The 12916-nt window shown below is 62.7% G+C and carries 11 protein-coding genes; all 11 read left to right on the forward strand.

The genetic code is table 11. From position 1 onward, the window contains the following. Window positions 1–531 precede the first annotated feature (531 nt). Window positions 532–1509, forward strand: a complete 978-nt coding sequence (locus tag FJ967_RS33150) for a substrate-binding domain-containing protein (protein ID WP_246675490.1) — start codon at window positions 532–534, stop codon at window positions 1507–1509. A 71-nt stretch (window positions 1510–1580) separates the two neighbouring features. Then, window positions 1581–3101 (forward strand): sugar ABC transporter ATP-binding protein, encoded by a 1521-nt coding sequence (locus tag FJ967_RS33155; RefSeq protein WP_140736519.1) that lies wholly within the window; start codon window positions 1581–1583, stop codon window positions 3099–3101. A gap of 14 nt (window positions 3102–3115) precedes the next feature. Further along, the gene (locus FJ967_RS33160; protein ID WP_140736520.1) at window positions 3116–4111 is read left to right on the forward strand and encodes an ABC transporter permease; all 996 of its coding nucleotides are present in this window, start codon (window positions 3116–3118) and stop codon (window positions 4109–4111) included. Window positions 4112–4130: 19 nt separating this feature from the next. Continuing rightward, the gene (locus FJ967_RS33165) at window positions 4131–5111 is read left to right on the forward strand and encodes a sugar-binding transcriptional regulator (RefSeq protein WP_140736521.1); all 981 of its coding nucleotides are present in this window, start codon (window positions 4131–4133) and stop codon (window positions 5109–5111) included. Next, a complete protein-coding gene (locus tag FJ967_RS33170; protein WP_140736522.1) occupies window positions 5101–6096 on the forward strand; it encodes an aldo/keto reductase in 996 nt (331 codons plus the stop codon). Before FJ967_RS33165 ends, FJ967_RS33170 begins: the two co-directional genes overlap by 11 nt. 59 nt (window positions 6097–6155) lie before the next feature. Further along, window positions 6156–7886 carry a glycerol-3-phosphate dehydrogenase/oxidase gene (locus FJ967_RS33175; protein ID WP_140736523.1) on the forward strand — a complete coding sequence of 577 codons (1731 nt, stop codon included), beginning with the start codon at window positions 6156–6158 and terminating at the stop codon, window positions 7884–7886. Next, complete coding sequence (locus FJ967_RS33180) at window positions 7877–8719, forward strand: class I fructose-bisphosphate aldolase (RefSeq protein WP_140736524.1); 843 nt, start codon at window positions 7877–7879, stop codon at window positions 8717–8719. The genes FJ967_RS33175 and FJ967_RS33180 overlap by 10 nt, the downstream gene beginning before the upstream one ends. Beyond that, window positions 8712–10229, forward strand: coding sequence for an FGGY-family carbohydrate kinase (locus FJ967_RS33185; RefSeq protein WP_140736525.1), 1518 nt, complete (start codon window positions 8712–8714; stop codon window positions 10227–10229). The genes FJ967_RS33180 and FJ967_RS33185 overlap by 8 nt, the downstream gene beginning before the upstream one ends. Then, window positions 10226–11854, forward strand: coding sequence for a GMC family oxidoreductase (locus FJ967_RS33190; protein WP_140736526.1), 1629 nt, complete (start codon window positions 10226–10228; stop codon window positions 11852–11854). Before FJ967_RS33185 ends, FJ967_RS33190 begins: the two co-directional genes overlap by 4 nt. Window positions 11855–12063: 209 nt before the next feature. Beyond that, a complete protein-coding gene (locus FJ967_RS34125; protein WP_140736528.1) occupies window positions 12064–12330 on the forward strand; it encodes a type II toxin-antitoxin system ParD family antitoxin in 267 nt (88 codons plus the stop codon). Window positions 12331–12333: 3 nt separating this feature from the next. Continuing rightward, complete coding sequence (locus FJ967_RS33200; RefSeq protein WP_140736527.1) at window positions 12334–12645, forward strand: type II toxin-antitoxin system RelE/ParE family toxin; 312 nt, start codon at window positions 12334–12336, stop codon at window positions 12643–12645. The last annotated feature ends 271 nt before the right edge of the window (window positions 12646–12916 follow it).

Below are 12916 nucleotides of genomic sequence, written 5' to 3' on the forward strand. Positions count from 1 at the left end.
ATCCTGTCCCCGCAACCAAATACAAATACGCCCGCCTCGCGCGGGCGTTTTTGTGTCAAAATCCCAGTCAATCAACGCCAGCTAAAATGGCGGTGCAATTCGCTGTCCGTCGGCCCGTGGCCAGCCGATGGAAGACTCCCTAGTTCCACAATTCAGCATCGCTTGGGGCCTCTCGCTGAGGTCCTTGGGGCTGAACGTCGGCTACGCGGCTCATTCTGTCAGTGCCGCGCCGTACAGGCGGCCAGCAACAGCGCATGGCCGTCGCGCCGAGCCTGGCCTTTCTCCAGTGCGTGGTGCCGGATCCTGCGTCGCGTGCCGCGCCCCTTGCAGGCTTGCAGGAAATTTCAAGTACTGATTTTTCCACCAAACGCCTTGACGAGCATTGGCAAGCCGCATATGCAGTGTTGCGAGGGATTTCATATGATGAAAGTTCTTGCACCAATGCAGGTGATGGGCTTCTATCACCTTGGGCTTCAAGCGGAGGAAAACATGAAAAGGGTAAAACTGGCCGGCGCGCTGAGCGCGGCCACGATGGCTGTTGCGCTCATGTCCACGGGCATCGCATCGGCCCAGAGCAAATTTCAGTGCAAGGAAGGCGAGACCTACGTCATGAACGTCATGGTTTCGGCGCATCCCTATTGGGTCCCGGTCTACCAGGGCTTCAAGCAGGCGGCCCAGGCCATGGGCTGCAAGACGGTTTTTTCCGGAACCCCGGACTATGACATCACCAAGCAGATCGCATCGTTCGAACAGGACCTGATCAAGAAGCCGGCCGGCGTGCTGCTGCACCCGATGCAGGCCGATCCGTTCATCGAGCCCATCAACGCCGCGATCGCCAACGGCACCACCGTCGTGACCTTCGCCGCCGACTCGCCGAAGTCGAAGCGCGTCTCCTACATCACCTCGGACAATCTGGCGGAAGCCAAGTTCGCCGCCGAGGAGATCGTCAAACAGGTCGGCGACAGCGCTGAATATGCGGTTCTCGAGAATCCCGGCCAGAGCAACCATGATCTTCGCGTCACCGCGCTGATCGATTATTTCGCCAAGAACTACCCGAAGATGAAGCTGGTCGGCCGTCAGGCCTCGAACCAGGATGCTACGGTCGCCAGCAAGGCGGTCGCCTCGATGCTGCAGGCAAATCCCAACCTGAAGGCGCTGTGGATTCCGGAAGCCGGCTCGGCCGAAGGCGCGGTGGCCGCGGTTCTGGAAGCCAAGGCCAAGGTGCTGATCATGCACGCCGACATCACGCCAGCGACGCTCGAGCAGATCAAGGCCGGCAACATCCATATGGCGCTCAGCCCCAACCAAGGCATGCAGGGCTATCTCGGTTTCGTGGCAACCTTCATGGCGGCGCATCCGGACCTGATCGATCCGTTCAACGATTACAAGACATCCGGCTTCAACCCGATGGCGATACCCTTTGCCGACAACGGCTTTGCCGTCATCACCAAGGAGAACGCCGACTCGTTCGACCTGAACAAGTACATGGAAGGTCGCGATCCCAGCTAGGACCGCAACCTTGTCGGTCCCGCGCCTCCTTTATGGCGCGGGCCTGTCCTTCCAACGCTGTCGTGAATGCAATGGATCATCCCGTCATCCTCAAGATATCAAACCTCAGCAAGTCGTTCGGACCGGTCCGGGCCCTGCAAGGTGTCGACCTGGAACTGCGCCGGGGCGAAATCCATGCGATCGCGGGTGAGAACGGCGCCGGAAAGTCGACCCTGATGAAGGTCATCGACGGCATCCTGCGTCCCGACAGCGGCGATATAGTCATCGACGGAAAGCCGGTAGCCATCGCGTCGCCGACCGAGGCGCAAAAGCTCGGCATCGGCTTCGTGCATCAGGAGATCGCGCTCTGCCCGGATGTCTCGGTTGCCGAGAACATCTTCATGGGCGTGACCAACACCAGCAAAGCCCTGCTGATGAATTACGCGGACCTCAGGAAACGGGCCTCGGCCATCCTTCGCCAACTCGGCGACATCGATGCTTCCGCCCTGGTGCGCACGCTTTCCATTTCCCAGCAGCAACTGGTCGAGATCGCCAAGGCGCTGACGCTCGACTGTCGCATTCTAATCTTCGACGAGCCCACCGCCGCGCTGACCGAGCGCGAAGCCAAGATCCTGTTCGAGATCATCCACCGGCTGGCGAGCCAGGGCATCGCCATCATCTATATCTCGCACCGCATGGCCGAGATCTTCGACAATTGCGACCGCGTGACGGTCTTGCGCGACGGCCGCTACATCACCACGCGCGACATCAAGGATACGACGCCCGAACAGGTGGTCGCGGCGATGGTCGGACGCGTCATCGACAAGCTCTATCCGGAAAAGCAGCGCGCTGACGAGAGGTCGGAAGAGATCATCCTCGACGTTTCGAACCTCTCCGGCACCACGCGCTTTCGCGACGTCTCCTTCCAATTGAGGAAAGGCGAAATTCTCGGCCTTGGAGGATTGATCGGCGCGGGGCGCAGCGAAATCGTCAAGGGCATCTGCCGTCTCGAAGCCGAGGTGACCGGCACGATCGCCGTGCACGGCAAGCCGCTTTCGCTGACGCATTATGGCGACAGCATCGACGCCGGCATGGTCTATCTCTCGGAGGACCGCAAGGGCGATGGCCTGTTCCTCGACATGTCGATCGCCTCGAACATTTCAGCGCTTGCGGTCGAGCGGGTCGCTTCTCGCGCCGGGCTGATCAACACCAGCCGCGAAACACGGCAGGCGCAGGAGCTGGGCCGCCGCCTGGCGCTCAAATGCGGTCATGTCAATGATGCGGTCTCCACGCTCTCGGGCGGCAATCAGCAGAAAGTGGCGATCGCCAAGATGCTGTCGGTGGCGCCGAAAGTGATCTTTCTCGATGAGCCGACCCGAGGCGTCGATGTCGGCGCGAAGGCCGAGATTCACCGGATCGTCCGCGACCTCGCCCGCAGCGGCGTCGGCGTGGTTATCATCTCATCGGAACTGCCTGAACTGATCGGCGTGTGCGACCGCGTGCTGGTTGTGCGCGAGGGGCGGATAACAGGCGAGGTCGCCGGCGACGACATGACGGAGGAGAACATCATGTACCTGGCATCGATCGCGGACGAACGGCCGCGCGCGGCATGAGTGTCGAGGGAGCCATGGCAACGACAAGCAACCCCGTGAATGGCGAGGCGGGTTCAACCGGCAACGCGCTCGGCCGCCTGTTCAGGATGCGCGAGACCGGCCTTATCCTGATCATCGCGGTGCTGTTCATCGTGATGTCCTTCGCGTCGCCGTACTTTCTCACCTGGGACAATATGCGGGCGATGGCGATGGCCTTCGCGGTCGAAGGCATTGTCGTCGTCGGCATGACAATCCTGCTGATCTCAGGCGGCATCGACCTTTCGGTCGGCTCGGTCACCGCGCTGGCGATGGTGATCGCCGGCTGGCTCTTCCTCAACGGCCTGGACCCCTGGACGGCTTCCCTCGTCGCCATCCTGGCGTGCACGGCGATCGGCGCGATCATGGGCTTCTTCGTCACCAGGGTGGGCCTGCATCATTTCATCGTGTCGCTGGCGGTGATGGTCATCGCGCGCGGACTTTGCCTGCTGGGCACGGGTGGGCGCCCCCTTGGCCTCTACACCCTGCCGCCGGAGTTCAAGTTCATCGGACAGGGTTCGATCGGGCCGATCCCGGTGGTAATCGTCATTTTCGTTCTGTTCGTCGCGGTCTTCGACTTCATGCTTCGGCGCACGACGATCTTTCGCAAGGTGTTCTACACCGGCAGCAACGAGAAAGCGGCGGCCTATTCGGGCATCCGCACGAGCAAGGTGATCTTCCTCACCACCACGCTATGCGCGGCGCTGAGTGGGGTTGCGGGCATCATCTACATGGCGCGGTTCGGTTCGGCGCAGCCGACCTTCGGCGTCGGCATGGAGCTCAACGTGATCGCCGCCGCGGTCATCGGCGGCGCAAGCCTCAAGGGCGGCTCGGGCACGATTCTCGGGGCAATCCTGGGGACGATCCTGCTTTCCGTTGTTTCCAGTTCGCTCGCCCTGCTGGACGTTTCCATCTACTGGCAGGACATTATCCGCGGCTCGATCCTGCTGACCGCGGTAACGATCGACCACTATCTGAACAAGCGTCGCGGCTGACCGGGGATCGGACAAAACCATGGCTGACGGCAAAGAAGAGTTCTCGACCATCCGGCAGATCCACACCGTGCTGGTGCTGCATTTCATAGACGGCATGAAGCAGAACGACATCGCCGCCGCGCTCAACCTGTCGCCGTCCAAGGTGAACCGGCTGATCGCGCAGGGGCGCAAGCTCGGCATGCTGAAGATCGCTATCGAAAGCCCCTTCCAGTTGCTGGTGGAGATCGAGCAAAAGCTCGTCGCGTTCTCAGGGCTCCAGAGCGCGCTGGTGACGCCGACAGTGATCGGCAGTCCCGACAGCACCTTGCAGCAGGTCGGCCGCGCCGCGGCGAACCAGTTGCTCGAAACTCTGCGCGATGGCGACGTCATCGCCATTACCGGGGGCAAGGCGGTGAGCGCCGTGGTCGAGAACATCGAGGCCGAGCGTCCGTTCAACGTGACGGTGGTTCCGCTGACAGGCGGGGTTCAGGGCAAGTTCTACACCGACGTCAATCATCTCGCGACGCGTCTGGCCGAGCGGCTCGGCGGCTCAACGCTCCTTCTGCACGCGCCGCTGTTTGCCGAGAGCTCCACGCAACGCGACCTCCTGATGGACATGGCCTCGGTGCGCGAGGTTTTCGATCTCGCCCGCAAGGCTGCCATCGCGCTGGTCGGCATCGGCTCGATCCAGACGCCGGGATCGAGCTACTTCGACCTGCTGCCTACCTCCGGTCCGGATCGTGAAATCCTGGCCAGGAGCGGCGCAGTCGGCGAGTTCCTGGCCCACCTTATCCGGGAGGACGGGACGATCGCCGACTATCCGCCGAATTCGCGCCTGGTTGCCCTGGAGCCAGCTGACCTTTCGCGTTGCCGCATGGTCATGGGCGTCGCATCCGGCGTCGAAAAGGTACAGCCGATCCGCGCCGCACTGAGCGGCGGCTATCTGAAATCGCTCGTTGTCGACGAGGACACGGCCCACGCCGTATTGGGCACTACCGGGAGCATTCGTAATGTCGCTTGAAACCTTGACGCGGAAGATCGGCCGATCCGGCATCGAAGCGTCCGCGGTCGGACTGGGCACCTGGGCGATCGGCGGGTGGATGTGGGGCGGAACCGACGAGAGCCAGTCTATCGACGCAATCCGCGCTTCCATCGACGAGGGCGTGTCGTTGATCGACACCGCGCCGGCCTATGGCCAGGGCCTGTCGGAAGAGATCGTCGGCAAGGCCATCAAGGGGCGGCGCGACAAGGTCGTTCTGGCGACGAAGCTGGGACTTGTCTGGCACACGACCAAGGGCAACTTCTTTTTCGACTACGATGGCAAGCCGGTGCATCGTTATCTCGGGCGCGACTCTATCGCCTATGAAGTAGAGCAGAGCCTGAAGCGGCTCGGCACGGATTACATCGACCACTACATCACCCACTGGCAGGACCCGACGACGCCTATCGCCGAAACGATGGAGGCGCTGGAGCGCCTGAAGGCGCAGGGCAAGATCCGGTCGATCGGCGCGAGCAACGTCGCTCCGGCAGACGTCAAGGCTTACCTTGCCGCGGGCCAGCTCGACGCGATCCAGCAGGAATACAGCATGGTGGCGCGCGACGTTGAGGCCGAACTGGCGCCCTGTTGCATCGGCAATGACGTCTCGATCCTGAGCTACTCGTCGCTCGGCCTTGGACTTCTGTCCGGAAAGGTCGGCCCGGACCGGGTGTTCTCCGGAGACGATCAGCGCAAGGACAATCCGCGTTTCTCGAAGTCCAATCGCGAAAAGGTCGCCCGGCTCATGAGCGAGATCGGCCCGATCGCGCATTCGCATGACGCCACGGAGGCTCAGATCGTGATCGCCTGGACGTTGCAGCAGCCGGGGATCACCTTCTCGCTGTGCGGTGCACGCAACCCGCGGCAGGCGAAGGAAAACGCCGGGGCCGGGCGTATTCGGCTTTCAAACGACGAGATCAAACGCATCAGCGAGGCGGCGAAACAGAACCTCACTGATCTCGACGCCTGACATCGAACGCACAATCCGACGAATGATCGGCCACGCCTCAGGTGGTCAACAGCGAAGCCATGCCCGAACAAAGAGACGAAAATCTCAGAAAAATCCGCCTCGACGGTGCATTCGACGTCATTGTTCTTGGCGGAGGCATCAACGGCATCGGCGTGTTCCGCGAGCTCGCCCTCCAGGGCCTGCGCGTGCTGCTGATCGAGCGCAATGATTTCTGCTCGGGATGCAGCGCGGCGCCATCGCGCATGATCCACGGCGGGTTGCGCTATCTCGAGAACGGCGAGTTCGACCTGGTGCGGGAATCCCTGGCGGAGCGCGACGCCCTGCTGGCCAACGCACCGCACCTGGTGAAGCCACTGCCGACGACGATCCCCATCCGCTCGACATTCTCCGGCCTGCTGAACGGAGCCGCGAATTTCCTGGGATTGTCCGAAACGCCGTCAAGTCGCGGAGCCCTTGCGGTAAAGGCCGGTCTTGCCCTCTACGACTGGACCACCCGTCATCGCCGGGTCCTGCCTCGCCATATGTTTCGCGGCGCGCGGCAGACCTTTGCCCAATGGCCTGGTCTGGATCCGAAACTGCGCTATTCGGCCACGTATTACGATGCTTGGATAAGCCACCCCGAAAGACTCGGCGTCGAGCTGCTCCTTGATACCGCGCGCCTCGCCCCGCAAAGCGTCGCGTTGAACTATGCGCAACTGTCTCGGGAAGGGGCGGGATTGATCGTTTCCGATGGCGTCGCCGACATCGAGCTGGACGTCACGGCGAAGGCGCTGGTCAACGCCACCGGCGCATGGGTCGATCAATCCTTGGCGCAGCTAGGCATCGGCGCTCCCACCGATGGCCGTCTTGTCGAAGGCACCAAGGGATCTCATTTGATCCTCGACTGCGAGCCGCTTTATCGCGCGCTCAATGGTCACATGATTTTCTACGAGAACAGGGATGGCCGGGTGTGCATCGTCTTCCCGTATCTGGGCAAGGTGCTCGCCGGATCGACCGATATCCGCGTGAGCCAGGTCGACCGCGTCCGCTGCGAGCCTGAGGAACTGGACTACATTCTGGGTTCGCTGCGAATGGTCTTCCCCGACATCGACGTCAATGTCTCGCAAGTCGTATACAGCTACAGCGGTATCCGGCCTCTGCCGAAGAGCGATCATGCCTTCACCGGGCGCATCTCGCGAGGGCATTTCGTGCACCGGCTCGACGGCGACGTTCCGCAATTCTGCATGATCGGCGGCAAGTGGACGACCTTCCGCGCCTTTGCCGAACAGACCACCGACGCCGTGCTGGCCGAACTCGGCAAGCCGCGGCTGACGTCAACCCTGGCGCTGGCGATCGGTGGCGGCGAAGGTTTCGTCGGCGATGGGGCGGATACGGCCGAAGCACTGGTCACCGGGTTCGGCATCGACCAATCGCGGGCCGATCATCTGGTCACGGCATATGGAGCCAATGCAGTCACGGTGATGGCATTCTGCCACGGCCGCGCCGACGATGTCAGGCTCGATGAGCTGACAGAAATCACCGGAGCCGAGATTGTCTACCTGATCTCGGGGGAGTTCGTTGTCGGCCTGTCGGATCTGCTGCAACGGCGTACGTCGCTGGCGATCAGGGGGCAGCTTTCGAGGGAGCTGATCGAGCGGGTCGCCACTATTCTCGGGCACGAGCAGCGCTGGAACGCCAGGCGTCGGCGCGAGGAAGTGCAGAGCTTCATCGGCGACCTCGAAACCTATCACGGCGTCTCCGGCGAGGCGCTCGACCAACGCACACAAGACAGGAGTACCGCATGCGCCTGAGCATCAAGGCCCGCATGAACCGAATGTTCACGAACGGCAAATGCCTGGACGTGGCTCTGGACCACGGCGTTTGCAACGAGCCGAGCTTTCTGGCGGGTCTCGAAAACATGCCTGATGTCGTCGATGCCCTGATCCGCGCCAGGCCGGACGCGATCCAGATGGCTTATGGTCAGGCGGACCTTCTGCAGGCGCGGCCGGAGAAGGACAAGCCGGCGCTTGTGATGCGCATCGACATGGGCAATCCTTACAATTCCCAGCGCCATCGCGTGATGTGGTCCTTGCTGCAGAATGCCGACGAGCCCATTATCGGCGCGCTCGAAATGGATGCCGCATGCGTGGTGGTCAACCTCTTCATGCTGCCCGACGAGCCTGAGCTCTTCCGCCAATGCGTCGAGAATATCAGCCGCGTGCGCGCCGCCTGCCATCGTTATGGCATGCCGTTGATGATCGAGCCGCTCGTGATGCTGCCCAACGATGTGCGAGGCGGCTATCAGGTCGACGGCGACGCCGAGAAGATCATCACGCTGGTGCGGCTGGCATCGGAGATGGGCGCCGACATCATCAAGGCCGATCCGACCGAGCATGCCGACGATTTCCACAAGGTCGTCGAGGCGGCCAGGGTGCCGGTGCTGGTTCGTGGCGGCGGCAAGGAAGATCTGAAGGTCGTCCTGAACAAGTCGGCAGCGCTGTTGAACACCGGCGCCAGGGGACTGGTCTATGGCCGCAACATCTACCAGCATCATAACCCGAAGGCCGTCGTTGGCGCCTTGATGGCCTTGATCCACAATGGGGCCAGCGGCGACGAAGCATGGGACATCTACAATCGTGGCTGATCAACAGCGCTATCTGCTCGGCCTCGACGCCGGCAACACAGTCATCAAGGCCGTCCTGTTCGACCTTGCCGGTCGGCAGATCGCCATGCATGCGATCGACGGCCGGTCGCATACGCCGCGGCCCGGCCATGTCGAGCGCGACCTGAACGAGCTGTGGGCCAATGCGCGCGAGGCGATCCGTACCTGCATTTCGACGGCCGGTGTCGATGCATCGGCGATCGCGGCCGTCGGATGTGCGGGCCATGGCAACGGTCTCTATCTTGTCGATGCGACCGGCAATCCCCTCCTGGGCATCCAGTCGCTCGATACGCGCGCCGCAGACCTCGCTGCATTGCTGGACGCCAAGGCAGGCGATGCGCTGCACGCAATCTGCCTGCAGAAGCCCTGGCCATCGCAGACGCCGACCCTGCTTGCCTGGGTGAAGGCCAATCAGCCAGGGCTATATGCCGGCGCGGCCACCGTCATGCTGTGCAAGGACTTCATCACCTTCCGGTTGACCGGAGAGCGGGTGAGCGACATTTCCGATATGTCCGGGGCCGGCTTCGTGCGAATGCCCGAGGCGGCCTACGATGACGAGCTTCTGGCGCTCTATGGGCTCGAGGGTGCCGGGGCAAAACTGCCGCGTCTGCTCGATCCGGCTGACGTAGCGGGTTTTGTAACGGCCGAAGCCGCCTCGCAGACAGGTCTTGCAGCCGGTACGCCGGTGATCGCCGGCTATTTCGACGTGGTGTCGAGCGCGATGGGTGCCGGTGTTGTCGGGGCAGGCGAGGCGTCCATCATCGCCGGAACGTGGTCCATCAACCAGGTATTCTCCGAGACGGCGGGGGTCGATGCCGGCGTCTTCATGGTGGCGCGTTTCGGACCCGGCCGCTTCGTCAATATCGAATCCAGCGCCACTTCAGCGGCAAACCTCGAATGGTATGTACGGGAGCTTGTCGAGCGCGGCCACCACCATGACGACCCGTTCGGACATTGCAACGCGCAGATTGCAGATGTGACGCCGTCGGCCGACGATCCGATCTTCCATCCGTTTCTCTATGGCTCGCGCCTCGGTTCGGACTATCGTGGCGGCTTCTATGGTGTGGGCGGATGGCACAGGGAAGGCCACTTGCTGCGCGCGCTTTTCGAGGGCGTCATGTTCGAACACCGACGGCATATCGAGGTTCTGGCGACGGCCGGCGTGACCTTTGACCGCGCCGTCCTGTCGGGCGGCGGCTCGCGCAGTCCGCACTGGCCGCAAATGTTTGCCGATGGCCTTGGCGTGCCGATCACCGTGCCCGAGGCGCGCGAGACCGGGGCGCTGGGCGCGGCGATCGGGGCCGGTGTCGCGGCGGGATTGTTTGTCGATTATGAGGCCGGCATTGCCGCAATGACGCGGCCGCGCTCCGTCCATCAGCCCGACCCGGCAATGACCGCGCATTACGACAGGCGCTATCGCCTCTACAATGCCATTGCCGATGCCATGCGACCGCTGTGGAACGATCTGGTTTCGGGGCCGAAGCAGGCATGAGCCAGCGCCCTGACATCGGAACGTTCGACTATGTGATCGTCGGCGCGGGTTCGTCCGGCTGCGTGCTTGCCAACCGGCTGAGCGCCGATCCGGCCAAACGCGTGCTTTTGCTGGAGGCCGGCGGGTCCGACAACTACCACTGGATTCACATTCCGGTCGGATATCTCTACTGCATGGGCAATCCGCGTACGGACTGGTGTTACCGCACGGGTGAGGAGCCGGGATTGAACGGCCGCTCGCTCGCCTATCCACGCGGCAAGGTGATGGGCGGCTGCTCCTCGATAAACGGCATGATCTACATGCGTGGCCAGGCCGCCGATTACGATCACTGGCGCCAGCTCGGCAATCCCGGCTGGGGCTGGGATGACGTCCTGCCGCTGTTCAGGAAGTCGGAGGACCACCAGCGGCTGAACGGCGTATTCCACGGCCAGGGCGGCGAGCTGCGCGTCGAACGCCAGCGGCTGTCATGGCCGATCCTTGACGCGATGCGCGAGGCCGCCGAGGAGCTTGGCGTGCCGAAGGTCGACGACTTCAACACCGGCGACAATTTCGGATCGTCCTATTTCGAGGTGAACCAGAAGGCCGGCTTCCGTTTCAACGCGGTTCGCGCTTTCATCCGTCCGATCCGCCACCGTGGGAATCTCACCATCCTGACCGGGGCGCAGGCGGAGCGCGTGGTGTTGACGGGCCGCAAGGCGACAGGCCTGGAGTTCAGGCACAAGGGCATGCCGACAAGGGCTGCCGTCACCGGCGAACTCATCTTATCCGCCGGCGCCATAGGCACGCCGCAGATCCTGCAGCTCTCCGGCATCGGACCGGGATCGCTGTTGCAGCGGCACGGCATCGACGTCCTGCACGACCTGGCCGGTGTTGGCGAGAACCTGCAGGACCACCTCCAGATACGCACCGCGTTCAAGATCACCGGCGCGCGGACCTTGAACGAGCGGCAGGCATCGTTATCGGGCAAGGCGCGCATTGCGCTGGAGTACGCCTTCAAGCGCTCGGGTCCGATGTCGATGGCTCCAAGCCAGCTCGGCATCTTCATGAAATCCGATCCGCGTTTCGATACCGCGAACGTCGAATTCCACGTCCAGCCGCTGTCGCTGGAAGCATTCGGGCAGCCGCTGCACAATTTTCCAGCCATCACTGTCTCCGTCTGCAATCTGAGGCCGGAGTCGCGCGGGACAGTGCGCATCGTCTCGCCGCGCTTCGGGGATCATCCGGCCATCGCGCCGAACTATCTCTCGACCGATGGCGACCGCGAAGTCGCGGCCGGCTCCATTGTCGCCGCGCGCCGGCTGATGGCGACGAGGCGGATGACCCGGTTCAAGCCGGAGGAGTTCAAGCCGGGCGTGCATATCCAGACGCCCGACGACCTCGCTCGCGCCGCAGGCGACATTGCCACGACTATCTTTCATCCGGTCGGTACCGCCAGGATGGGTACCGACGACACAGCCGTGGTCGATCCCGAGCTGAGGGTGCGGGGCATCGAGAGCCTGCGCGTCGCCGATTGTTCGATCATGCCGACCATCGTATCCGGCAATACGCACGCGCCCGCCGTCATGATCGCCGAAAAGGCAGCGCAGATGCTGCTGGCGGTGCGGACCGGAAACACAGGGCAATAGTGCCGCCCCTCCTTTCCGTGCCCGCCGGTATCGGCCACCGCGACACCGCTCTTCCGCTGGCAAAAATACCGCGCTCGTGCAGGCTCGGTCTTCCCCAGCTCCTCGTTGCTTGCGGCATCGGCGGTTGCCGCGTTCAGCCAAGACTGACAATTATTGCTATCTATTGCTACCTCTGTCGTTCGGCACCATATTCTCCGCAGGAGGTGGCCATGCCAAATTACGCTTTGAATGAGCACTATGAGAGCTTCATCCGCAAACAGCTCGAATCGGGCCGCTACAACAACGCCAGTGAGGTTGTCCGCGCCGGTCTGCGTATGCTCGAGGATTTCGAAGCCGAGCGGGAAAAATGGCTGCGTGAGGAAATTCCCGCACGCCTGACCGAGCTCCAGCAAGATCCGACGAAAGGCATTCCTGCCGAAACGGTGTTTTCCAGGCTTGAGGCGCGCCATCGCGCGAAGCGGGCGAAAGCCGAGTAGGCGATGGAGTACCGGATCGTCTTTCATCCCACCGCGCAAGCCGAACTCGAACAACTCTATGACGACATAGCCGAACGGGCGTCGCCGACGATCGCCTGGAATTTTGTCGCTGACATCCAAGAGCATTGTCTGGGCCTCTCGTCTTTTCCACAGCGAGGCACCGAGCGTATCGAGATCATGCCCGGGCTGCGGATTGTCGGGTACCGGCGCGCCGTCAGCATTGCTTTTGCGGTCGAGGGCGAACAGGTGCTGATTCTCGGAATCTTCTACGCTGGCCGCAACATCACGCCGGAATTGCTGGAGGATCGGCACTAGGAAGCTGCCGGGTTAGCTCGCACCGCCTCGCGGATGGTCTGTTTTCGCAGGGAAGCAGGCCCGGCACGGCGGTTGAGGCGGGTATGCCAGGCATGACCGGCCGTGAAGGGCGGTGTGGAAATTCAGCCTAGCCAACTCACGAATTCCGCCCCCGTGGATATCCCCACGAGAAATCGAAAAAACATCGCAGATCGGTGTTGACAGTTTGCGGAGGCGGCGACTATATACGCCTCACGAACGAGGGCGGTGCGCCGCTGGCGACGAAGAAGTT

The sequence above is a fragment of the Mesorhizobium sp. B2-3-4 genome (assembly GCF_006442315.1).
GTDB lineage: Bacteria > Pseudomonadota > Alphaproteobacteria > Rhizobiales > Rhizobiaceae > Mesorhizobium.